The organism is Streptomyces sp. NPDC021225, from assembly GCF_044332865.1.
Lineage (GTDB): Bacteria > Actinomycetota > Actinomycetes > Streptomycetales > Streptomycetaceae > Streptomyces.
This window is the reverse complement of the sequence record NZ_JBIRPV010000001.1, coordinates 1380948-1404232: the sequence shown is the minus strand read 5'-3', so window position 1 is coordinate 1404232 and position 23285 is coordinate 1380948. Positions and strand designations below refer to the sequence as shown.

Annotated in this window: 18 protein-coding genes; 2 read left to right on the top strand and 16 right to left on the bottom strand. The window is 71.4% G+C overall.

What is annotated here, in order from left to right:
* Window positions 1–529: 529 nt before the first annotated feature.
* Window positions 530–3667, top strand: coding sequence for an isoleucine--tRNA ligase (ileS, locus tag ACH4S9_RS06440; protein ID WP_398370155.1), 3138 nt, complete (start codon window positions 530–532; stop codon window positions 3665–3667).
* Window positions 3668–3951: 284 nt separating this feature from the next.
* On the opposite strand, the gene ACH4S9_RS06435 is transcribed toward ileS, so the two are convergent.
* The 16 genes from ACH4S9_RS06435 to rsmH all read right to left on the bottom strand — a co-directional run bounded on the left by ACH4S9_RS06435 (window position 3952) and on the right by rsmH (window position 22315).
* Entirely contained in the window at window positions 3952–5190 is a 1239-nt protein-coding gene (locus ACH4S9_RS06435; RefSeq protein WP_361191141.1) for a DivIVA domain-containing protein, read from the bottom strand.
* A gap of 49 nt (window positions 5191–5239) precedes the next feature.
* On the bottom strand, window positions 5240–5536 hold the full coding sequence (locus ACH4S9_RS06430; protein ID WP_311724749.1) for a YggT family protein: 297 nt from the start codon (window positions 5534–5536) through the stop codon (window positions 5240–5242).
* A 74-nt stretch (window positions 5537–5610) separates the two neighbouring features.
* Window positions 5611–6225, bottom strand: coding sequence for a cell division protein SepF (locus tag ACH4S9_RS06425; protein WP_311724748.1), 615 nt, complete (start codon window positions 6223–6225; stop codon window positions 5611–5613).
* 123 nt (window positions 6226–6348) lie between these two features.
* A complete protein-coding gene (locus tag ACH4S9_RS06420) occupies window positions 6349–7068 on the bottom strand; it encodes a YggS family pyridoxal phosphate-dependent enzyme (protein WP_398370152.1) in 720 nt (239 codons plus the stop codon).
* Window positions 7069–7071: 3 nt separating this feature from the next.
* Entirely contained in the window at window positions 7072–7803 is a 732-nt protein-coding gene (gene pgeF, locus ACH4S9_RS06415) for a peptidoglycan editing factor PgeF (protein WP_398370150.1), read from the bottom strand.
* A 44-nt stretch (window positions 7804–7847) separates the two neighbouring features.
* Window positions 7848–9086 (bottom strand): cell division protein FtsZ, encoded by a 1239-nt coding sequence (ftsZ, locus tag ACH4S9_RS06410; protein WP_311724745.1) that lies wholly within the window; start codon window positions 9084–9086, stop codon window positions 7848–7850.
* A 277-nt stretch (window positions 9087–9363) separates the two neighbouring features.
* On the bottom strand, window positions 9364–10161 hold the full coding sequence (locus ACH4S9_RS06405; protein ID WP_311724744.1) for an FtsQ-type POTRA domain-containing protein: 798 nt from the start codon (window positions 10159–10161) through the stop codon (window positions 9364–9366).
* A gap of 90 nt (window positions 10162–10251) precedes the next feature.
* Window positions 10252–11340, bottom strand: a complete 1089-nt coding sequence (gene murG / locus ACH4S9_RS06400) for an undecaprenyldiphospho-muramoylpentapeptide beta-N-acetylglucosaminyltransferase (protein ID WP_311724743.1) — start codon at window positions 11338–11340, stop codon at window positions 10252–10254.
* Window positions 11341–11346: 6 nt separating this feature from the next.
* Window positions 11347–12675, bottom strand: coding sequence for a putative lipid II flippase FtsW (gene ftsW, locus ACH4S9_RS06395; RefSeq protein WP_394816766.1), 1329 nt, complete (start codon window positions 12673–12675; stop codon window positions 11347–11349).
* 390 nt (window positions 12676–13065) lie between these two features.
* On the bottom strand, window positions 13066–14514 hold the full coding sequence (murD, locus tag ACH4S9_RS06390; RefSeq protein ID WP_398370147.1) for a UDP-N-acetylmuramoyl-L-alanine--D-glutamate ligase: 1449 nt from the start codon (window positions 14512–14514) through the stop codon (window positions 13066–13068).
* The gene (gene mraY / locus ACH4S9_RS06385) at window positions 14499–15566 is read right to left on the bottom strand and encodes a phospho-N-acetylmuramoyl-pentapeptide-transferase (protein WP_311724739.1); all 1068 of its coding nucleotides are present in this window, start codon (window positions 15564–15566) and stop codon (window positions 14499–14501) included. Before mraY ends, murD begins: the two co-directional genes overlap by 16 nt.
* A gap of 8 nt (window positions 15567–15574) precedes the next feature.
* On the bottom strand, window positions 15575–17017 hold the full coding sequence (murF, locus tag ACH4S9_RS06380) for a UDP-N-acetylmuramoyl-tripeptide--D-alanyl-D-alanine ligase (RefSeq protein ID WP_358848713.1): 1443 nt from the start codon (window positions 17015–17017) through the stop codon (window positions 15575–15577).
* Window positions 17018–17079: 62 nt separating this feature from the next.
* Window positions 17080–18705 (bottom strand): UDP-N-acetylmuramoyl-L-alanyl-D-glutamate--2,6-diaminopimelate ligase, encoded by a 1626-nt coding sequence (locus ACH4S9_RS06375; protein ID WP_398370144.1) that lies wholly within the window; start codon window positions 18703–18705, stop codon window positions 17080–17082.
* A gap of 89 nt (window positions 18706–18794) precedes the next feature.
* On the bottom strand, window positions 18795–20792 hold the full coding sequence (locus ACH4S9_RS06370; RefSeq protein ID WP_398370142.1) for a peptidoglycan D,D-transpeptidase FtsI family protein: 1998 nt from the start codon (window positions 20790–20792) through the stop codon (window positions 18795–18797).
* 51 nt (window positions 20793–20843) lie between these two features.
* Window positions 20844–21353 carry a septum formation initiator family protein gene (locus tag ACH4S9_RS06365; RefSeq protein ID WP_398370533.1) on the bottom strand — a complete coding sequence of 170 codons (510 nt, stop codon included), beginning with the start codon at window positions 21351–21353 and terminating at the stop codon, window positions 20844–20846.
* The gene (gene rsmH, locus ACH4S9_RS06360) at window positions 21353–22315 is read right to left on the bottom strand and encodes a 16S rRNA (cytosine(1402)-N(4))-methyltransferase RsmH (protein ID WP_311724734.1); all 963 of its coding nucleotides are present in this window, start codon (window positions 22313–22315) and stop codon (window positions 21353–21355) included. Before rsmH ends, ACH4S9_RS06365 begins: the two co-directional genes overlap by 1 nt.
* A 406-nt stretch (window positions 22316–22721) precedes the next feature.
* Here rsmH and ACH4S9_RS06355 point away from each other — a divergent pair, with 406 nt between their 5' ends.
* Complete coding sequence (locus tag ACH4S9_RS06355) at window positions 22722–23279, top strand: carbonic anhydrase (RefSeq protein ID WP_311724733.1); 558 nt, start codon at window positions 22722–22724, stop codon at window positions 23277–23279.
* Window positions 23280–23285: the final 6 nt, after the last annotated feature.

The window sequence follows — 23285 nt, the reverse complement described above, 5'->3', positions numbered from 1 at the left end:
TCCAGCCACGGGGCAACGGGGCACGCCGCCCGATTCGCCCGGCTTGCCCGCGGGACAAGCCGGTCTCATCGGTTGTGCCCCACCGCCCGCCCGGTAATCCGGCCATGAACCGGTACCGCGTGGTGACGCCCCGGCCGGGCGGACTCCGGCACCCGGCGTATCGCCATTCGGGTCACCGCCCGGGCGGCCCGTACCTCAGTCGGCGCAGCCCGGAAACCGGTCGGCCCGACACCGCCCGGACCCGTACACTGGGCGAAGCGAAAGGCGTGGAAGGGGACGAGTAGCGTCGTACGCAGCCATGAGCGACCCGGGGACGGTGCGAGCCCGGGGGCGAGCGCGATGTGAAGGATCACCCCGGAGCCGCCGGAAGAACGCCCGCCCAGGGCCAGTAGAACCGGCGTCGCGACCCCAATGAGGGGGCCAGGAGCTTCAAGGCGCTCCCGGCCAAGGAGGGTGGTACCGCGGGAGCGCGAGCTCTCGTCCCTCCGACGGAACGCAACCAGCACGTGTCCGCCGGAGGAAGAATCCGATGACGCAGTACCGCCAGGTGCCCGCCCAGGTCGACCTGCCCGCTCTCGAACACGCCGTGCTCGACTTCTGGCGGGAGAACAAGATCTTCGCCCGGAGCCTCGAGCAGTCGGCGGGGCGGCCGGAGTGGATCTACTACGAGGGCCCCCCGACCGCCAACGGCATGCCGGGCGCCCACCACATCGAGGCCCGCGTCTTCAAGGACGTCTTCCCGCGCTTCCGCACCATGCGCGGCTATCACGTCGAGCGCAAGGCGGGCTGGGACTGCCACGGCCTGCCGGTCGAGCTGGCCGTCGAGAAGGAGCTCGGCTTCAGCGGCAAGCAGGACATCGAGGCGTACGGCATCGCCGAGTTCAACGACAAGTGCCGCGAGTCGGTCGGCCGGCACATCGACGCCTTCGCCGAGCTCACCAAGCGCATGGGGTTCTGGACCGACCTCGACGGCGCGTACTGGACCATGAACCCCGAGTACATCGAGTCGGTGTGGTGGTCGCTGAAGGAGATCTTCAACAAGGGGCTGCTGGTCCAGGACCACCGGGTCGCCCCCTGGTGTCCGCGCTGCGGTACCGGCCTGTCCGACCACGAGCTGGCGCAGGGCTATGAGACGGTCGTCGACCCCTCGGTCTTCGTGCGCTTCCCGCTGACCTCCGGACCGCTGGCGGGCGAGGCCGCGCTGCTGGTGTGGACGACCACGCCCTGGACGCTGGTGTCCAACACCGCCGTGGCCGCGCACCCCGAGGTCCGGTACGTGGTCGCCACGAACGGCGAGGAGAAGCTGGTCGTCGCCGAGCCGCTGCTGGAGAAGGCGCTCGGGGAGGGCTGGACCGCGACCGGTCAGGCCTTCACCGGCGCCGAGATGGAGCGCTGGACGTATCAGCGCCCCTTCTCTCTCGTGAACTTCGAGAGCGACGCGCACTTCGTGGTCAACGCCCACTACGTGACCACCGAGGACGGCACCGGCCTGGTCCACCAGGCCCCCGCGTTCGGCGAGGACGACCTGCTGACCTGCCGCGCGTACGGCCTGCCGGTGGTCAACCCGGTCCGCCCGGACGGCACCTTCGAGGAAGGCCTGGAGCTTGTCGGCGGCCAGTTCTTCAAGAAGGCCGACGAGGCGCTGACGGCCGATCTGGACGCCCGCGGCCTGCTGTTCCGGCATGTGCCGTACGAGCACAGCTACCCGCACTGCTGGCGCTGCCACACCGCGCTGCTCTACTACGCCCAGCCGTCCTGGTACATCCGCACCACCGCGATCAAGGACGCGCTGCTGCGCGAGAACGAGCGGACGAACTGGTTCCCCGACTCGGTCAAGCACGGCCGCTACGGCGACTGGCTGAACAACAACATCGACTGGGCCCTGTCCCGCAACCGCTACTGGGGCACGCCGCTGCCCATCTGGCGCTGCCAGGAGAACCACCTCACCGTCGTCGGCTCCCGCGCCGAGCTCTCCGAGCTCACCGGCGCCGACCAGAGCGGACTGGACCCGCACCGGCCGTTCATCGACGAGATCACCTTCACCTGCACCGCCGAGGGCTGCGAGCTGGAGGCCACTCGGGTCCCCGAGGTCATCGACGCCTGGTACGACTCGGGCTCGATGCCCTTCGCCCAGTGGGGCTACCCGTACCGCAACAAGGAGATCTTCGAGAAGCGCTACCCGGCGCAGTTCATCTCCGAGGCCATCGACCAGACCCGTGGCTGGTTCTACACCCTGATGGCGGTCGGCACGCTCGTCTTCGACAAGTCGAGCTACGAGAACGTGGTCTGCCTCGGACACATCCTGGCCGAGGACGGCCGGAAGATGTCCAAGCACCTGGGCAACATCCTGGAGCCGATCCCGCTCATGGACCAGCACGGCGCGGACGCCGTCCGCTGGTTCATGGCCGCCGGCGGCTCGCCCTGGGCCGCGCGCCGGGTGGGCCACGGCACCATCCAGGAGGTCGTCCGCAAGACGCTGCTCACCTACTGGAACACGGTCGCCTTCCAGGCCCTGTACGCCCGCACCTCGGGCTGGGCCCCGAGCGCGGCCGACCCGGCCCCGGCCGACCGGCCGCTGCTCGACCGCTGGCTGCTGAGCGAGCTGGGCGTGCTGACCGACCAGGTGACGCAGGCTCTGGAGGCGTTCGACACCCAGCGCGCCGGCAAGCTGCTGTCGGGCTTCGTCGACGACCTGTCCAACTGGTACGTCCGCCGCTCCCGTCGCCGCTTCTGGCAGGGCGACGCGGCCGCGCTGCGCACGCTGCACGACGTGATCGAGACGGTCACCCGGCTCATGGCCCCGCTCGTCCCCTTCATCACCGAGCGGGTCTGGCAGGACCTGATCGTCCCGGTCGTCCCGGACGCCCCGGAGTCCGTGCACCTCGCCTCGTGGCCGGAGGTCGCCGAGGGCCAGGTCGACCCCGCCCTCTCGACGCACATGACGCTGGTGCGCCGGCTGGTCGAGCTGGGCCGCGCGACCCGCGCCGAGTCCGGGGTCAAGACCCGCCAGCCGCTGTCGCGCGCGCTGGTCGCGGCGTCCGGTTTCGAGTCGCTCTCCGCGGAGCTGCGCACGCAGATCGAGGAGGAGCTGAACGTCTCCTCGCTGGCCTCGCTGAGCGAGGTCGGCGGCTCGCTTGTCGACACCACGGCGAAGGCCAACTTCCGTGCCCTCGGCAAGCGCTTCGGCAAGGGCACCCAGCCGGTCGCCAAGGCGATCGCCGAGGCGGACGCGGCCGCGCTGTCGGTGGCGCTGCGCGAGGGGACGGCGTCGGTGGTCGTGGACGGCGAGACGGTCGCGCTGTCCCCGGACGAGGTGATCATCACCGAGACGCCGCGCGAGGGTTGGTCGGTCGCCTCCGACTCGGGCGCCACGGTGGCCCTCGACCTGGAGATCACCCCGGAGCTGCGGCGCGCGGGGCTCGCCCGTGACGCGATCCGGCTGATCCAGGAGGCCCGCAAGAACAGCGGCCTCGACGTGGCCGACCGGATCGCGCTGCGCTGGAGCACGGCCGACGAAGAGGTTCGTACGGCGCTGACCGACCACGCGGCGCTGATCGCGGACGAGGTCCTCGCGACGGACTTCGCATCCGGTGACGGCGACTCCGGCTACGGCGAGGAGTTCGCCGACGCGGCGCTGGGCCTCACGTTCCGCCTCCGCAAGGCGTAGCCCCCTTTTGCGCCTGAACCGGCGCCGCTCTCGCGGACCTGGTTGCTCGCCGTATGGGTTACGCAATTGATGGTTGCGTCTTCGGCGCGGACATCGTGGTGGGGCCGGGGCTTCGGCCCCCACCATGCGGCGGAGCCGCGTGCATACGGTTACGCACCCCAGTCCGCGAGAGCGGCGCCGGTTCAGGCGCACGACACGGGTCGGGCCCGGGAGCATCGCTCCCGGGCCCGACCCGTCTGATTGCCGACCCTTACGCGCTGCGCGCTACGCCGCGCGCCGCCGCGTCAGTTGTCGTCCTCGTCGATGAGGAACCCGCGCATGGGGCTCGGCGCCTGCTGCATCGGCTGCGGGCTCTGCGGCCGCACCGGTGCCATCGGCTGGGTCATCGCGGGGGACATCTGCTGCTGGCCGCCGTAGGACGGCGCGCCGCCGCCCTGGGTGTGGCCGCCCATGGGCTGGTTGCCGCCCATGGTGTGGCCGCCCATCGCACTCGCGCCGGCCGAGGCCATGGAGCCCGTCATGGACGGGGACGGCGGCAGGGAGGCGGTCGCCGGGGTGCGCGGCGGGGCCAGCGAGTCGTCGGCCTGGTTCTCCAACTGGCGCAGCTGGCTCTCCAGGTACGACTTCAGCCGGGTGCGGTACTCGCGCTCGAAGCCGCGCAGGTCCTCGACCTTGCGCTCCAGCGTGGCGCGCGCGGACTCCAGCGAGCCCATCGCGACGCGGTGCTTCTCCTGCGCGTCCCGCTCCAGCGCGTCGGCCTTGGCGCGGGCGTCGCGCTCCAGGCCCTCGGCGCGGCTGCGGGCCTCACCGACGATCTTGTTGGCCTCGGAACGGGCCTCCGCGATCGCCTGGTCGGCGGTCTGCTGTGCGAGCGAGAGCACGCGCGCGGCGCTGTCGCCGCCCGGGCCCTGGCCCGGCTGCGGCAGCTGCGGGCCGCCGGGGCCGCCCATCGGACCACCCATGGGGCCACCGGGGCCCATCGGACCGCCCTGGCCCATCGGACCGGGGCCGCCCTGACCCATCGGGCCGCCCTGGCCCATCGGCCCACCCTGACCCATCGGACCACCCTGGCCCATAGGCCCACCCTGGACCATGGGACCGCCCTGACCCATCGGGCCGCCCTGGCCCATCGGGCCGGGACCACCCGGACCCATCGGACCCGGTCCGCCCTGGCCCATGGGGCCCGCCGGCAGCTGCGGGGCACCGCCCGGAAGTTGGGGCGGGCCACCCATCTGCTGCTGGCCGGGCGGCACGGGCTGCGGTCCGGATATGGCGGCGGGGACGGGGGCGCCGGGTCGCTCCTGCTGTTCCGGCGGTTTACGCATGTTCTGTTGCTGACTCTGCGCGGCGGCCCGGGTCGCGGCGGCCAGTTTGGCCCGCAGATCCTCGTTTTCGCGCAGCAGACGGGTCAGTTCGGCTTCGACCTCGTCGAGGAAGGCATCGACCTCGTCCTCGTCATAGCCTTCTCGGAGGCGGACGGTCGTGAACTGCTTGTTCCGCACGTCCTCGGGGGTCAACGGCATCTCTAACTCACCTCAACGTAGTCGTCGGCAATCGGCAAGACCGTATCGTTCACACGCTGCTCGCAAAATTGCGCACGACGTTGATCAGGATCCAGACGATGATCATCAGAACGAAGAAGGACAGGTCGAGCGCCACACCCCCGAGCTTCAGCGGCTTGATGAACCGCCGCAAGAGCTTCAGTGGCGGATCGGTGACAGTGTAGGTGGCCTCCAGGATGACCACCATCGCCTTGCCGGGTTGCCATGAGCGGGCGAACTGGAAGACGTAGTCCATCACCAGCCGGAAGATCAGCACGATCAGGAAGCAATACAGCGCGATGTAGATCACCTGCAGTGCGATGTCCATCCCGCCGGTCCCTCTCCCCTTGTTCGTGCCCGGCCGTACGGCCTGTGGATGACTCGGTGTTGCCGTGTTGCGTCTCAGCTTTGGTTGAAGAACCCGCCCTCTGCGATACGGGCCTTGTCCTCCGCCGTGACATCGACGTTAGCAGGAGACAACAGGAACACCTTCTGAGTCACCCGCTCAATGCTCCCATGGAGGCCGAAGACGAGTCCGGCCGCAAAGTCGACAAGTCGCTTCGCGTCCGTATCGTCCATCTCCGTCAGATTCATGATCACCGGAGTGCCCTCACGGAAGTGTTCCCCGATAGTACGGGCCTCGTTGTAGGTCCTGGGGTGCAGCGTGGTGATGCGGTACGGCTCTCGCTCGGACACGACCTTGGGCATGATCACCGGCGCGTTCTTCTCCAAGTTCTGGCGTTCAGGTGTGATGGATGCCACGGGGGCGATTCGCGCGGGTCGTCCGGTTTCCACTGTGAGCGGGGCGGGTTCACGCTGCGCCGGAGGATGGACGACTCGTACAGATTCGCTCCTCTCCGGCCTCGGCTCGGTTTCCGCCACCTGATGCCTGCGACGATCCCGATCGGGCTCCGGTTCGGGCTCGAACTCGTCGTCGGGGTCGAATCCCCGGCCGTCGTACCCATCGTCCTCCACGAGGCCGAGGTAGACCGCCATCTTGCGCATCGCGCCGGCCATTCTCTGCGTCCTCCGCTCTGTGGTGGATCGGCTCCGCCACCGGATGCCTTGGATCCACGCGGCCTGCCCGCCTTTTGGCGGGAATGACCATATTTTCTGCTGTGGTCCAACTTCTTCGCGACGTTACCGGAGCCTGGGTCGGACTCCGAGCACCGCCGTGCCGACGCGCACATGTGTCGCTCCGGCCGCAACCGCGTCCTCGAGATCCGAGCTCATCCCCGCCGAGACCATGTTCGCAGCAGGATGGGCCACGCGCAGGCTGGATGAGATTTCCATCAGCCGATCGAAGGCGGCCCGAGGCCGCCCCTCGTACGGTCCGGCCAGCGGGGCCACCGTCATCAGCCCGTCCAGCCGCAGCCCCTGAGCCTCCGCCACCGCCTCGGCGAGCGCCTCCACTCCGTCCGGGGCGACACCTCCCCGCTCTCCCTGTTGCCCCGACTCGGCGTCGAGGGCCACCTGAATCAGACAGCCGAGTTCACGGCCAGCCCCCGCCGCCGCGCGTGACAGCGCGCCGACCAGCCGCTTGCGGTCGACAGATTGCACCATATCGGCATAACTGGCCACCGATCGCACCTTATTGGTCTGCAATTGCCCGACAAAGTGCCAAATCAGCGGAAGGTCGGCGCATTCGGCCGCTTTCGGGGCGGCATCCTGGTCGCGGTTCTCCGCCACATGATGAACGCCGAGTTCCGCGAGCAGCCGGACATCGCTCGCCGGGTAGGTCTTGGTCACCACAATCAACGTGACTTCTTCACGTTTGCGGTTGGCAGCCGCACAAGCCGCGGAGATACGTTCCTCCACGCGTGCGAGATTTTCGGCCAGTTCCGTTCTGCGGTCCGTCACAGCTCAGCCGTCCAACCAGACATAACTCGCGAGCCGCCCCGTGGTGCGCTCGCGCCGGTACGAGAAGTGGTCCGCGGATTCCAGCGTGCAGATATGGGGGTGATCTCCCACCGGCACGCCCGCGCGCACGAGTTGGGAGCGCGCTCCGGCGGGCACATCCACCGCCGGAGTGCCCCAACTGGTCTCGGCCCACGCCCCGGGCACCGCCTCGGCGACCTCGGCGCGCATCTCCGCCGGGACCTCGTAGCAGCGGCCGCAGACCGAGGGGCCGGTGCGGGCGAGAATGCGGGCGGGGTCCGCGCCCAGTTCGGTCATCACACGGACCACGGCGGGCACGACCCCGGCGACCAGGCCCGGCCGCCCGGCGTGCGCCGCCCCGGCGACCCCGGCCACCGGATCGGCCAGCAGCACCGGGGTGCAGTCGGCGGTGAGGACGGCGAGTGCGAGCCCCCGACGCGCCGTCACCACCGCGTCGACCGCCGGAACCTCGCGGTCACCCCACGGCCCGTCGACCACGGCCACATCCCGGCCGTGCACCTGGTTCATCCACACGACCTCGGCCGGGTCCAGGCCCAGTGCCTTCGCCGCCAGCTCGCGGTTGGTCCGGACGGCCGCGGGGTCGTCGCCGACCGCGCCGCCGAGGTTGAGCTCGTCATACGGAGCGGCGCTCACCCCGCCCCACCGGTCGGTGAAGGCGAAGTGCGCGCCGCTCGCGTCGTGCTGTTGCGCTATCACTTCTGGATCGCTTCAGGATCGCCGTGGAGCCATGTCGGCACGGCTCACTTGAGGAAGTCCGGCACGTCCAGCTCCTCGGCCTGGCTGTCCGAGTACGGACGGGCCGGCGGGACCTGGTGGGTGGGCATCGGGGCCGGCGGGACCTCGGCGACGGGGGCCGGCTCGGGCGCGGACTCCTCCTCGCGCGGGGTGACGCTGCCGAGCCCGCCGAAGGACGGCCGGCTGCCGGTGTCGGAGGACGAGCGGCCGACGCTGGAGCCGACCGAGCCGAGGCCCTCGTCACGGCTGCCGCCGCCGTAGGAACCGAGCACCTTGTCGCGGTTCTTGGCCGGCGGCTGACCGCCGTCGAAGCCCGCCGCGATGACGGTGACCCGGACCTCGTCGCCGAGCGCGTCGTCGATCACCGCGCCGAAGATGATGTTGGCCTCGGGGTGCGCGGCCTCGCTCACCAGCTGGGCGGCCTCGTTGATCTCGAACAGGCCGAGGTCGGAGCCGCCGGAGATGGAGAGCAGCACGCCGCGCGCGCCGTCGATGGAGGCCTCGAGCAGCGGCGAGGAGATCGCCATCTCGGCGGCGGCCACCGCGCGGTCGTCGCCGCGGGCCGAGCCGATGCCCATGAGCGCCGAGCCGGCCTCGGACATCACCGACTTGACGTCCGCGAAGTCGAGGTTGATCAGGCCCGGGGTGGTGATCAGGTCGGTGATGCCCTGGACGCCCGACAGCAGCACCTGGTCCGCGGACTTGAACGCGTCGAGCACGCTCACCTGACGGTCCGAAATGGACAGCAGCCGGTCGTTCGGAATCACGATGAGGGTGTCGACCTCGTCGCGCAGCCCGGCGATGCCGTCCTCGGCCTGATTGGCGCGGCGACGGCCCTCGAAGGTGAACGGACGGGTGACCACGCCGATCGTCAGTGCGCCCAGCGAGCGGGCGATGTTGGCGACGACGGGGGCGCCGCCGGTGCCGGTGCCGCCGCCCTCGCCCGCGGTGACGAAGACCATGTCGGCCCCCTTGAGGACCTCCTCGATCTCCTCGCGGTGGTCCTCGGCGGCCTTGCGGCCGACGTCGGGATTGGCGCCGGCGCCGAGGCCGCGGGTGAGCTCACGGCCGACGTCGAGTTTGACGTCCGCGTCACTCATCAGCAGGGCCTGCGCATCGGTGTTGATCGCGATGAACTCGACGCCCTTGAGCCCGACCTCGATCATCCGGTTGATGGCATTCACGCCACCGCCGCCGATGCCGACGACCTTGATGACTGCGAGGTAGTTCTGCGGTGCTGCCACGTCGAAGGCCTCTCGCCTCGAGTTACGTGTCGTCACCCCGCTGTTGCCGCGGTGCGCCGACTGATGCCGAATGGGACGGTTCTGATCGCCGACCCCAACCCTAACGCTGAAGTTTAGGGTTACCAGTGCCTCTGTTTCCTGGAGTCTTCGGAACAGGACACTAAGTCGACAAGTGGCGCGCGTTCAACGAACACGCCGAACCTCCCGTTTTTCTTTTCACCCTATGTGATCACCCAGCGGGCAAGCGAACCAGGGTCCTGGCCTGCCGCTATGTACGTCAACTATGCGACACGGCGGGAGCCGTCGGCGCCTGGACGTCGTAGCGCTCCGCGTCCGGCACCGCCTTCATGAGCGCGGTCAGCGTCTTGGCCTTCGCAGCCCCGCGCTCGGAGCTCCCCCAGGCGACCGTGCGGCCCCGGGTCAGCCCCAGCGTGATCGAGTCATAGGACCTGACGCGCACGGTGAGCGTGTCCGCCCGGACCGTCTCGGGCAGTTGAGCGAGCACGCCGACCGCCTCGCGGCGCAGCCTGGTCGCCCCGAAATGGCGCGAACTCGGCGACCGGTCCGCCTCCACTTCCAGCAGCGGAACGCCCTTCACGGCCTGTGGGACGGTCGCGAACAGCACGCCCTCCTCGTCCACTTCGACGTACTTGCCGCTTTTCTCGACCAGCGCCTCGGGCCGGCGCTCGGTCACCCGTACGGCGATGGTGTGCGGCCAGGAGCGCGATACGTCCACCTCCGCTATCCGCGGCAGCCGCTCGCGCAGCCTGCGCTCGGTGGCGTCGGTGTCCACCGCGGCCAGGGGCTCGCCCAGCGGGACGGAGGCGGCCCGGCGCACCTCTTCCGGGGTCAGCGCGGCCGTGCCGCTGACGTTCACCTGCTCGACCCGCAGCCAGCTCGACCCGTACAGCAGCCAGGTGACCCCGGAGCCGAGGAGCGCGACCGCCACCGCCGTCACCAGCAGGGTGCGGCGGCGGGGCAGCCGGAGACGGCGGCGCGCCTTGATGACGGGCGGGGGCGGGCCGGGCGGCGGCGTCCGTCGGGCACCGCTCCTGGCGGTCGTCGCTCCGGCCACGCTTCGCGCCTTTCTCTCCGGTTGCCCCCGGCCCCACCTCTCCGGCCGAGGGCCCCGGAGGTCACCCTCCGGGGCGGCCCCGCGTACGCCCTAGCGGCGTGCCGCGATCGCCTCGTACACCATGCCGACCAGCAGCTCGTCGGCGTCCCTGCGGCCGAACTCGGCGGCGCGCCGGGACATCTCGTACAGCCGGTGCGGGTCGCCGAGCACCGGGAGCACATTGCCCTGCACCCACTCGGGGGTCAGCTCCGCGTCGTCGACCAGCAGCCCGCCGCCGGCCTTGACCAGTGGCTGGGCGTTGAGCCGCTGTTCGCCGTTGCCGATGGGCAGCGGGACATAGGCGGCCGGCAGCCCGACGGCGGACAGCTCGGCGACGGTCATCGCGCCCGCGCGGCAGAGCATCATGTCCGCCGCGGCGTACGCGAGGTCCATCCGGTCCACGTACGGTACCGGGACATAGGGCGGCATACCGGGCATGTTGTCCACGCGCGGCAGTTCGTTTTTCGGTCCGACCGCGTGCAGGATCTGGATTCCGGCCCGCTGGAGGAACGGGGCGACCGACTGGACCACCTCGTTGAGCCGGCGGGCACCCTGCGAGCCGCCGGAGACCAGCAGCGTCGGCAGGTTCTGGTCGAGCCCGAAGGCGGCGCGCGCCTCGGGGCGGACCGCCGCCCGGTCGAGGGTGGCGATGGTGCGGCGCAGCGGGATGCCGACGTAGCGGGCGCCGCGCAGCTTGCTGTCCGGGGTGGAGACCGCGACAAACTTGGCGTAGCGGGAGCCGATCTTGTTGGCGAGGCCCGGCCGGGCGTTGGCCTCGTGGACGATGATGGGCACGCCGAGCCGCTTCGCGGCCAGATAGCCGGGCAGCGCCACATAGCCGCCGAAGCCGACCACGCAGTCGGCCTTGGTGCGCTCCAGGATCTGCTCGGCGGCCTTGATCGTGCCGCGCAGCCGCCCGGGGACGGTGATCAGCTCGGGGGTCGGCTTGCGCGGCAGCGGTACGGCGGGGATCAGCCCCAGTTCGTAACCCCGCTCGGGCACAAGCCGGGTCTCGAGCCCCCGCTCCGTGCCGAGCGCTGTGATCCCCACGGTCGGATCCTGCCTGCGCAGGGCGTCCGCGAGGGCGAGCGCGGGCTCGATGTGGCCGGCGGTCCCCCCACCGGCGAGTACGACATGCACCGAAATTCACCGCTCTCCGGACGGCCGCTTCTTGACGCGCCGTCTCATCGTCTTCCGTCTCACCCGAGCCAGCTTCTTCCACAAAGCAGGCTGCCGCATGGCCAGTGCCGCCCGCGCGCTCGGCTCCGCTCGCGCGAAGGCGATCAGCAGGCCGATCGCGAACATGGTCGGCAGCAGGGCGGACCCTCCGTAGGAGAACAGCGGGAGCGGGACCCCGGCGATCGGCAGCAGACCGAGCACCGCACCGATGTTGACCACGGCCTGGGCCGTGATCCAGGTGGTCACGCCTCCCGCGGCATACCTCACGAAGTGGTCCTCCGTGCGTCCGGCCACGCGGATACCCGCATAGCCTAGAGCCGCGAAGAGGACGAGGACCGACAGCGTCCCCGCAAGACCGAGTTCCTCCCCGGTAATGGCGAAGATGAAGTCGGTGTGCGGTTCGGGTAGTTCGCCCCATTTTTCCATACTTGCTCCGAGTCCGGAGCCGAACCAGCCGCCATTGGCCAGGGCGTAGATCCCGTGCACCGCCTGCCAGCACTGATCATTATGACCGGGCTCGGTGGCCCCGATGCAGGCGAGCCGGGACATCCGGTTGGCGCTGGTCTTGATCAGCAGCACGCCGATCGCCACGGCGAAGGCGAGCACCCCGCCGAACAGCCGGGTGGGGGCGCCGGCCAGCCACAGCAGGCCGAAGAGGATCGCGGTGAGGATGATCGCGGTGCCCATGTCCCCGCCCAGCATGATCAGGCCGAGCAGAATGGCCGCCGCGGGCACCAGCGGGACCAGCAGATGCTTCCACTGGCCCAGCAGCCGCTTGTCCTGCTTGCGGGCCAGCAGATCGGCCCCCCACAGCACGAGCGCGAGCTTGCCGAACTCGCTGGGCTGGAGCATGAACGGGCCGCCGAAGGAGATCCAGTTCTGGTTGCCGCCCACCGCCACCCCTATCCCCGGCACCTGGACCAGGCACATCAGGAAGACCGACACCGCGAGGAGGGGGTAGGCGAAGGCGCGGTGCAGCTTGATGGGCATGCGCACGGCGAGCAACAGCAGCACGCCGCCCAGCGCGGCGGCGAACAGCTGCTTGCGGAAGAAGTAGGAGGGGGCAAGACCCGACTGGAGCGCCTTGATCTGGGAGGCGGAGTAGACCATCACCAGGCCCAGCACGAGGATCAGCAGGCTGCCGCCCATGATCAGGTAGTAGGCCGTCAGCGGCCGGTCCCAGGCCCTTCTGACCCGCGTCTGCGCCCCGCGCACCGCCTCCAGCACGCTTGCGCGGGTGGGGCGGCGGGACGGGCGGGGGGCGCCCGGCCCGCGCCGGGGGCGGGTGAGGCGCATGGCCCGCTCGCGGGTGGCCGACCGGGCCCGGGGGGCCGCCCCCTTGCTCGCCGCCGTCCCCTCGCGCGCTGCCACGCCCTGACGCGCGGCGGTGCTCTTACTGGCGGCGGAGTTCTTACTGGCGGTCGCGCCCTTACGCGCGGCCGTGCTTTTACTCACGGCCGTGCTCTTGCGCGCCGAGTCGCCCTGGCGCGCTCCCGCCCGCGCCCGCGTGCCCGCGCGCTCCCGCGGATCGGCCTGGGCCCGCGGGGCCGCCTGGGCGCGTGGCGCGCCACGGCCGGTGCCCGGGCGGCCGGGCCTCCAGGGTCGCGGCGCGGCCGGCTGGTCAGCCGTCATGTCGTATCCCCTCCAAGGTCCCCGCGCGAGCGGTCCGCGCGGGGGACCGGCGGGTTACTGATCGTCCGGACCCTGGCCGGAGGCCAGGTCGCGAACCGCCGTGGCGAAGGCGTCGCCCCGCTTGTTGTAGTTGACGAACATGTCCATCGAGGCGCAGGCCGGGGCCAACAGGACCGTATCGCCCGGCCGGGCGAGCCGGGCCGCTTCCCGGACAGCCGCCGCCATCGCCCCAGTGTCGGTCCGGTCGAGGTCCACAACCGGGACATCTGCCGCGTGTCGCGCGAGCGCTTGCCGGATCAGGGCACGGTCCGCGCCGATCAGCACGACCCCGCGCAGCCGCTTCGCCGAGGCCACCACCAGCTCGTCGAAGGTGGCGCCCTTGGCCAGGCCGCCGGCGATCCACACGATGTGCTCGAAGCTGTCCAACGACGCCTGCGCCGCGTGGGTGTTGGTGGCCTTGGAGTCGTCCACATAGGCCACGCCCGCCACCTCCGCCACATGCTCGACGCGGTGCGGGTCGGGCCGGAACGCGCGCAGCCCGTCCCGTACGGCCGCGGGCGGCACGCCGTAGGCGCGGGCCAGGGCCGCCGCCGCGAGGGCGTTGGCGATGTTGTGCGGGGCCGGCGGGTTCACATCGGAGACCTCGGCGAGCTCCTGGGCCTGCTTCTGCCGGTTCTCCACGAAGGCCCGGTCGACCAGGATGTTCTCGACGACGCCGAGCTGTGACGGGCCGGGCGTGCCGAGGGTGAAGCCGATCGCGCGGCAGCCCTCCTCGACGTCGGCCGCGCGCACCAGGTCCTCGGTGGCCGGGTCGGCCACGTTGTAGACGCAGGCGACCTTGTTGCCCTCGTAGATCCGGCCCTTGTCGGCCGCGTACGCCGCCATCGAGCCGTGCCAGTCCAGGTGGTCCGGCGCGAGGTTGAGCACCGCGCCGGAGTGGGCGCGCAGCGACGGCGCCCAGTGCAGCTGGTAGCTGGAGAGCTCGACGGCCAGCACGTCGTACGGCTCCTCGCCGAGGACCACGTCCAGCAGTGAGACGCCGATGTTGCCGACCGCGGCGGTGCGCAGCCCGGCCGCCTCCAGGATGGCGGCCAGCATGCGCACGGTGGTGGTCTTGCCGTTGGTGCCGGTGACCGCGAGCCAGGGCGGCGCGTCAGGAGCCCTCAGCCGCCAGGCCAGCTCCACATCGCCCCACACCGGCACCCCGGCCTCGGCGGCCGCCTGGAACAGCGGGCTGCTCGGCTTCCAGCCGGGCGTGGTGACGATCAGGTCCGTGCCCTGGGGCAACGTGTCCCCGTCGCCGAGCCGGACCGTGACCCCCAGCGCCTCCAGCTCGGCCGCCTCGGCGCGCTGCCGCTCGCCGTCGACGCCGTTGACCACGGTCACCGCGGCCCCGAGGCCCCGCAGCGCACGCGCCGCGGGGACCCCGGAGACGCCGAGTCCGGCGACGGTGACATGCCGCCCGGCGAGGTCGGAGACGTCCAGTGTCACTGGGCTCGCCATCCCCCGTAGAAGAGGCCGAGTCCGACGATCACGCACATGCCCTGGATGATCCAGAACCGGACCACCACAAGGACCTCGCTCCACCCCTTGAGTTCGAAGTGGTGCTGTAGTGGAGCCATCCTGAAGACGCGCCGGCCGGTGAGCCGGAACGAGCCGACCTGGATGACCACGGACATGGTGATCAGGACGAACAGACCGCCGAGGATGGCGATCAGCAGCTCGGTGCGGGAGCAGATGGCCAGACCCGCGAGCGCGCCGCCGAGTGCGAGGGAGCCGGTGTCACCCATGAAGATCTTCGCGGGCGAGGTGTTCCACCACAGGAAGCCGAAGCAGGCGCCCATCAGCGCGGAGGCGACGACCGCGAGGTCGAGCGGGTCGCGGACCTCGAAACAGGACGCGGGGTTGGTGAGCGTCTGCGCGTTGGCGCAGGACTCCTGGTACTGCCAGACGCCGATGAAGGTGTAGGCGCCGAAGACCATCACGGAGGCGCCGGTGGCCAGACCGTCGAGGCCGTCGGTGAGGTTCACGCCGTTCGACATCGCCAGGATCATGAACAGCGCCCAGATCGCGAAGATCACCGGGCCGAAGGACCAGCCGAAGTCCTGGACGAAGGAGAGCCGGTCGGAGGCCGGGGTCTGCTGCCGGGAGTCGGCGAAGTTCAGCGAGAGGATCGCGAAGGCGACACCGACGATCAGCTGACCGAGCATCTTGGCCTTGGCGCGCAGCCCCAGGCTCCGCTGCTTGACGATCTTGATGTAGTCGTCCAGGAAGCCGACCAGGCCCATGCCCGCGAACAGGAACAGCACCAGCACGCCGGAGAAGGTGGGCTCGCTGCCGGTGATCACCTTCGTCAGGGCGTAGGCGATCAGCGTGGCCAGGATGAAGGAGATACCGCCCATGGTGGGCGTGCCCTTCTTGCTGCCGTGGCTGCGCGGGCCGTCGTCCCGGATGAACTGGCCGTAGCCCTTGCGCGCCAACAGCTTGATCAGCAGCGGGGTGCCGATCAGGGTCAGAAAGAGCCCGATGGCTCCCGAGAAGAGGATCTGCCTCATGCCACCCATCAGCGGACGCCCTCACCCTCGCCCTCGAGCAGAGCCTGCGCGACCCGCTCCAGCCCCACCGACCTGGATGCCTTCACCAACACGACGTCCCCCGGTCGCAGCTCGCTGCGCAACAGATCGACCGCCGCCCGCACGTCGGACACGTGCACCGACTCCTCACCCCACGAACCCTCGTTCTTGGCGCCCATGTCGAGCCAGGCGGCCTCCTGGCCACCGACCGCCACGAGCTTGCTGACGTTGAGCCTGACGGCCAGCCGCCCGACCGCGTCATGCTCGGCCAGTGACTCCTCGCCGAGCTCGGCCATCGGACCCAGCACCGCCCACGTGCGCCCCCCTTCCGCCTCCCCGGCCTTGCCCATCGCGACCAGCGCGCGCAGCGCGGCTCGCATGGACTCGGGGTTCGCGTTGTAGGCGTCGTTGACGACCGTCACGCCGTCCGGGCGCTCGGTGACCTCCATCCGCCAGCGGGAGAGCTGCCCCGCCTCGGAGAGCGCTGTGGCGATCTCGTCGACGGACATGCCCAACTCATGGGCGACGGCGGCCGCGGCAAGCGCGTTCGGCACGTGGTGCTCACCGTACAGGCGCATGGTCACTTCGCTGCACCCGGTGGGGGTGTGAAGGGTGAAGGCGGGCCGACCGCCGTCCGCGAGCCGGACATTCTCGGCACGGACGTCGGCGTCGGCGGCCTCCCCGAACAGCACCGTACGGGCCTTGGTGCGCGTCGCCATGGCGCGGACCAGGGGGTCGTCGGCGTTGAGCACCGCGACCCCGCCCTCCGCGGCGGCGGGCAGCGCCTCGACCAGCTCACCCTTGGCCTCGGCGATCGCCTCGCGGCCGCCGAACTCGCCGATGTGGGCCGTGCCGACGTTGAGGACCAGGCCGACCCGGGGTGGGGTGAGGTCGGTCAGGTACCGGATGTGGCCCTTGCCGCGGGCGCCCATCTCCAGCACCAGATGGCGGGTCGTCTCGTCGGCGGTCATCGCGGTCAGCGGCAGGCCGAGCTCGTTGTTGAGCGAGCCCGGCGTCCACACGGTGGGGCCGTGCCGCCGCAGCAGCTGCGCGATCAGGTCCTTGGTGCTGGTCTTGCCCGCCGAGCCGGTGAGCGCGACCACGGTGGCGTCCAGCCGCTGCACCACGGCACGGGCCAGCGCCCCCAGGGCGGCCTGGACGTCGGGCACGACGATCGCCGGTACGGGCGCGTCCGCGTCGGCAGGTGAGATGGGGCGGGCGGCCAGCACCGCCACCGCGCCCGCCTCGACCGCGCCGCGCGCGAAGTCGTGCCCGTCCACGCGCTCACCGGGGAGCGCCACGAAGAGGCCGCCGGGGCGCACCTCGCGGGAGTCGATCACGACGGGGCCGGTGACCTTCCGGTCCGTGTCCGGTATGTCGTGCGGCTGTCCGCCGACGATGCCGATGATCTCGGCGAGGGACAGAGCGATCACTGATCACCTCCGGCCGTGCGGGGAAGCTGCCGGGAGGGGGCTGGTGCGCGCATGGCGATCTGTCATCCCTGGTTGTCTTGGCGTTTGATGGCGAGCTCGATGGCTTCGCGCAGTACCTGGCGGTCGTCGAAGGGGCGGACCACCCCGGCGATGTCCTGGCCCAGCTCATGGCCCTTGCCCGCGACCAGAACGGTGTCGCCGGGCTCGGCGCGGGCCACGGCGGCGGCGATGGCGCGCGCCCGGTCGGCGTCGACCAGCACTTCGCCGCGTTCGTGGGCGGGCACCTCGGCGGCGCCCGCGAGCATGGTGGCCAGGATCGCCAGCGGGTCCTCGGAGCGGGGGTTGTCGGAGGTCAGTACGGCGGTGTCGGAGTAGCGGGCGACGGCGGCGCCCATAGGGCCGCGCTTTTGCTGGTCGCGGTCGCCGCCGCAGCCGAGAACGGCGTGCAGCCTGCCCTCGGTGACCTTGCGCAGGGCGCGCAGCACCGACTCGACGGCGTCGGTCTTGTGGGCGTAGTCGACGACCGCGAGATAGGGCTGCCCGGCGTCCACGCGCTCGAGCCGGCCGGGCACCCCGGGGACGGCCGCGACGCCGTCGGCGGCGGTCTGCGGGTCGATCCCGGCGACGGCGAGCGTCACGACGGCGGCGAGCGCGTTGGCGACGTTGAAGGGGCCCGGGAGCGGCGCGGCGGCGGCCACGGACTCGCCATTCGGGCCGAGGACGGTGAACTCGGAGCCGAGCGGGCCCACGGTCACGTCGGCCGCGCGCCAGTGGGCGTCGGGGTGGCCCTCGGCGGAGAAGGTGGTGACCGGGACCTCGGACAGGTCCGCCAGGCGTTTGCCGTACTCGTCGTCGTAGTTGATCACCGCGGCGCGGCTGCGCGCCTTGGTGAACAGCTGGGCCTTGGCCTGGAAGTAGTCCTCCATGTCGGAGTGGAACTCCATGTGCTCCGGGCTGAGGTTGTTGAAGACGGCGACGTCGAAGACGCAGCCGTCGACCCGGCCGAGCACCAGGGCGTGGCTGGAGACCTCCATGGCCAGCGAGCGGACCCCGCGTTCGCGCATCACCGCGAAGAGGGCCTGGAGATCGGTGGCCTCGGGGGTGGTGCGCTCGGACTTGATCCGCTCGTCGCCGATCCGCGTCTCGACGGTGCCGATGAGGCCGGTGAGCGAGCCGTCGCCCTTGGCCGCGGCCGCCTTCAGCCCGCCCTCGATGAGATACGCGGTCGTGGTCTTGCCCGAGGTGCCGGTGATGCCGATCTGGAGCAGGTCCCGGCCCGGCTCGCCGTAGATCGTGGCGGCCAGCGCGCCCATCCGGCCGCGCGGGTTCTCGACGGCCAGGACGGGCAGCCCGGTGGCCGCGGCGCGGTCGGCGCCGGCCGGGTCGGTGAGCACAGCGACCGCGCCGAGGTCGGCGGCCTGAGCGGCGAAGTCGGCGCCGTGGAGACGGGCGCCGGGCAGGGCCGCGTAGACATCGCCGGGGCGCACGGCCCGCGAGTCATGAGTGATGCCCGTGACGACGGCCTCCTCCGGGACCTTCGGGGCGTCGATGCCCAGCTGACCGACCAGCTCCCCGAGCGGGGTGGGATCGACCTTCAGAGGCCGGGGCGCTCCCGGGTAGGTCGAAGGAGCACCCTTCTGAGAGAGCTGAGAGGGCTGAGAGGTTTGAGACTGATCAGCGTGGGGCACGGCGTGAGCGTACCCGCCGCACCCGCTCCCCCGCTAAATGAGGGGGGTCCGTGCGCGGAAGCGGAGTGATCGGTGTCATGGCTTGACGATCACGGGCTGGGGTCGTAGCTGACCGGCAGCCGCGCCGCCCGCTTCCCGGACGGGGCCACCTGGAGCGTCTTCAGCGAGAACTCCATGACCTGCTTGAAGACCGGCCCGCAGACCTGGCCGCCGAAATAGCTGCCCTTGGTCGGATTCTGAACGGCGCAGTACACGGTCACGCGCGGCTGATCGGCGGGTGCGAAGCCCGCGAAGGAGGCGGTGTAGCCGCGGTAGCGGCCGGTCTTGGGGTCCACCCGGTTGGACGTGCCGGTCTTGCCCGCGACGCGGTAGCCGGGGATCTTCGCCCTCGTCCCGGTGCCCTGCTGGTTGTCGACGACGGATTCGAGCATGGCGGCCAGCGTCTTCGCGGTCTTCTCGCTGACCACCCGGGTCCGCTTGGGGTCCGGCGTGGCCGTGAAGCGCCCTCCGGAGTCCTTGGTGCCGCGCACCAGGGAGGGCTGGACGCGCTCGCCGCCGTTGGCGATGGTGGAGTACACGGAGGCCGCCTGGACGGCGTTGAGCGACAGCCCCTGGCCGAAGGGGATCGTGTACTGCTGCGAGGCGCTCCACTTCTCCGGCCGGGCGAGGATGCCCCGGGTCTCGCCGGGGAAGCCGAGCCCGGTGTAGCTGCCGAGCCCGAACTTCCGCAGATAGGAGTAAAGAATCCGGTCGGCTTCCTTCTGGTTCTTCCCCAGCTGCTCGGTGGCGAGGATGGTGCCGATGTTGCTGGACTTGGCGAGCACCCCGTTGAGGGTGAGGTACCAGGTGGGGTGGTCGATGTCGTCCGCGAAGGCGCGGTCGGCGCGCGGCAGCCGGTTGGGGACCACCACATGGGTGTCCCAGGTCGCGGCGCCCTCCTCCAGGACGGCGGCCATCGACATCAGCTTGCTGACGCTGCCCGGCTCGTACGCGTCCGAGAGCGCGGCGTTGCCCAGGACGTCCGCGTTGGCGTCCGAGATGTCGTTCGGGTCGAACCCCGGGGCGTTGGCCAGGGCCAGGATCTGCCCGGTGCGGGTGTCCTGGACGATCACATAGCCGCGGTCCGCCCTGGACTTCTTCACCTGCTCGCTGATGGCGCTCTGGGCGGCCCACTGGATGTCGCGGTCGATGGTCAGCTCGACGTCGCTGCCGGGCACCGCCGGCTGTTCCTTGACGTCGCCGGTGGGCACCTGGCGGCCGCCGGACTGGGCGTAGACCCGCTTTCCGTCCTTGCCCGCGAGCTGCTTGTTCAGCTCCCGCTCGATTCCGGCGGCGCCGTGGCCCTCGGCGTCCACGAAGCCGAGCACCCCGGCGGCGAGGTCCCCGTTCGGGTAGACGCGCTTGCTGTGCGCCTCGCGGTTGACCCCGGCCAGGACGTTGACACCCTTGCCCTTGGCCGCCGCGTCGCTCAGGGCGCTCTTGAGGTCCTTGATCTGATTCCACACCTGCGGGCTCTGCTGGCGGGCCAGGACCACGTACTGCGACTTCGGGTTGGCCGTGAGCTTGCGCTCCAGGGCCGCCTGGTCCTCGCCGAGGATCGGCGCGAGCAGCGCGGCGGCCTGGCGCGGGGCGTCGTCGACCTTGGCCGTCTTGGGGGTGAGGAGGTCGGGGGCGGCGGTGATGTCGTACGCGTCCACGGTGGTGGCCAGGTCGACGCCGTCGCGGTCGGTGATCGAGCCGCGCTCGGCGGCCAGGGTGACCGGGATGTAGCGGTTCACATTGGCCTTGGCCGCGTAGGCGTCGGCGTCGACGGCCTGCACCTGGAGCAGCCGTACGACGAAGATCAGCATGACCAGGGTGAGGCCGAGGCTGATCAGCCGAAGCCGGGGGCGCGGGCTGCCCAGCCGCAGCGGCTGGGCGGCGTTGCCCGGGCGGCGGGGCTGCCCCGGGCGGGCGGCCGCGGACCGGCGCGGGGCGGGGCGCGCGTCGCCCGTGCGGCGCGGGGCGCCCTGGCGCGGGCGGCCGTCGCCCCGCGGGCCCGCGGGGCCGGGCAGCCGGCGGGGGTCGCGGTCGCGCGGGGCGGTCACGCGGCCGTTCCCGGTCCGGGCTGGGTGCGGGCAGAGGGTCGCGTCACCGTGTCACCTACCGGGGGGCGGGGTGGAGTTCGCGGAAGTGGAGTTCGCGGAAGCGGAGGGAGCGGCGGCGGACGGCGCCGCCGAGGCGGCGGCCCTCGGGCCGGGCGCGGCCGACGACGGCGGCGCGGCCGTGGGGGCGGGGGTCGCGGCGGGCAGCGACCGCAGGGGCGGCGCGGGGGCCCGGGCCACCGAGGGCGCGCCGGACTCGGAGCCGGGCACGCCGCTGACGCTGCCGTCCGGGTTCAGGAACGCCGGGCTGCCGCCGGGCACCATGCCCAGCCTCCGGGCCTGCCGCTCCAGCGCGTCAGGGGCCGAGAGCCGGTCGACCTCCTGCTGGAGCGCCTGGCGCTCGTCGGAGAGCTCGGTGGTCTGCTTCTCGAGCCTGCTGAGCTCGAACGAGCCCTGGTTGAGGGAGGAGTTGAGCAGCAGCAGCGCGATCAGGCCGGAGCCCAGCAGCACGACGACCAGCAGCACGAACGGCGTCCGCCGTGCCGCCCGCGGCCCGGCGGCCATCATGGGGCGACCTCCTCGCGGATGCGTTCCGCGCCCCGCAGCCGCGCGGGGGCGGCACGGCGGTTCTCGGCGATCTCCTCTTCCGTGGGGAGTTCGGCGCCGCGGGTCAGAAGCTTGAGGCGGGGCTGGTAGCGCTCGGGGACGACCGGCAGGCCGGGCGGCGCGGTGGTCTCGGCGCCGGCCGCGAGCACGTGCTTGACCAGGCGGTCCTCAAGCGAGTGGTAGGAGAGGACGGCGATCCGGCCGCCGACCGCGAGGGCCGCCACGGCCGCCGGGATCGCGCGCTCCAGGACCGCGAGCTCGCCGTTGACCTCGATCCGCAGCGCCTGGAAGGTGCGCTTGGCGGGGTTGCCGCCGGTGCGCTTGGCCGCCTGCGGCAGGGCCTCGCGGATCAGCTCCACCAGCCGGGCGCTGTTGCGGAACGGCTCCTTCGCACGCTCGCGCACCACCGCGTCCACGATCTTCCGGGCGAACTTCTCCTCGCCGTACGTCCGCAGGATCCGCACCAGGTCGCCCGGCGGATAGGTGTTGAGCACCTCGGCCGCGCTGATCCCGGTGGTCTGGTCCATCCGCATGTCCAGCGGCGCGTCCTGCGCGTAAGCGAAGCCGCGCTCGGCCTCGTCCAGCTGCATGGAGGACACGCCGAGGTCGAAGAGGATCCCCTGGACGCGGGGGACGCCGAGCCGGGCGAGGACCTCGGGGAGCTCGTCGTAGACCGCGTGCACGAGCGTCGCCCGATCGCCGTAAGGGGCCAGCCGTTCGCCGGAGAGCTTGAGCGCCGCCGGGTCGCGGTCCAGCGCGATCAGCCTGGCCTCGGGGAAGGTGCGCAGCAATGCCTCGCTGTGCCCGCCGAGGCCGAGGGTGCAGTCCACCACGACCGCTCCGGGCCGCGCGAGGGCGGGGGCGAGCATGTCCAGGCAGCGCTGGAGCATGACGGGGACGTGGAGGGCGTTGCTGCTCATGCGCTGCTCGTGCGCCCTTCTGAGGGTAGGGCGAGGAGGGCACGCACCGCCGGGTCCCCGCCCGCTCTGAAGGGGAAGTGGCCTACTGGCGCCGGGGAAGTGACGTCAGGCGGCCGGAGCGGGAGGAGGCCGAGTGGTACGTACGCACCGCGCTCACGCGAAAATCCGGGATCCTAGGGGAGCGTCGGGCCTCCCACTTCGCGTCACTTTAGTCCACTCGTCCCTTCGGTCAATCAACCGGCCAACGTGCCCGGCGCGGGTGTCGAACACCCCGAACGGGCGCAAGGTAGAGGAAGCGTCACCCGTGTGGACTCCCTCACACCGAGTGTCGCGCGCCTGTCGATGCCCCTCTATGCCCTATCTAAAGAAAAGACAAAATCCGCTGGTGGAAGGTAGTGTCCTAGCCATGTCGATATCCGCGCCGCAGCCGCTGCCCCCGTCCGCCGACAGCGCCGCCCGCACGGGAGGTACGGTCACCGATCGCCTCGTGGAGGCCAACCGGAGTTACGCCGCCGAGTTCCAGGACCCCGGCATGGACGCCCGTCCCGTGCTGCGCGTCGCCGTGGTCGCCTGCATGGACGCGCGTCTGGACCTGCACAAGGCGCTCGGCCTCGAGCTCGGCGACTGCCACACCATCCGGAACGCGGGCGGTGTGGTCACCGACGACGTCATCCGCTCCCTGACGATCAGCCAGCGCGCGCTGGGCACCCGCAGCGTCGCGCTCATCCACCACACCGGCTGCGGCCTGCTGAACCTGACCGAGGACTTCCGGCACGAGCTGGAGGACGAGGTCGGCCAGCGGCCGTCGTGGGCGGTCGAGGCGTTCAAGGACCTCGACAACGACGTACGCCAGTCGATGCAGCGGGTGCGCACCTCTCCGTTCCTGCTCCACACGGATGATGTGCGTGGCTTCGTCTTCGACGTGACGACCGGTCTGCTCCGCGAGGTCATGCCCCGCGGGTGAGCCCGT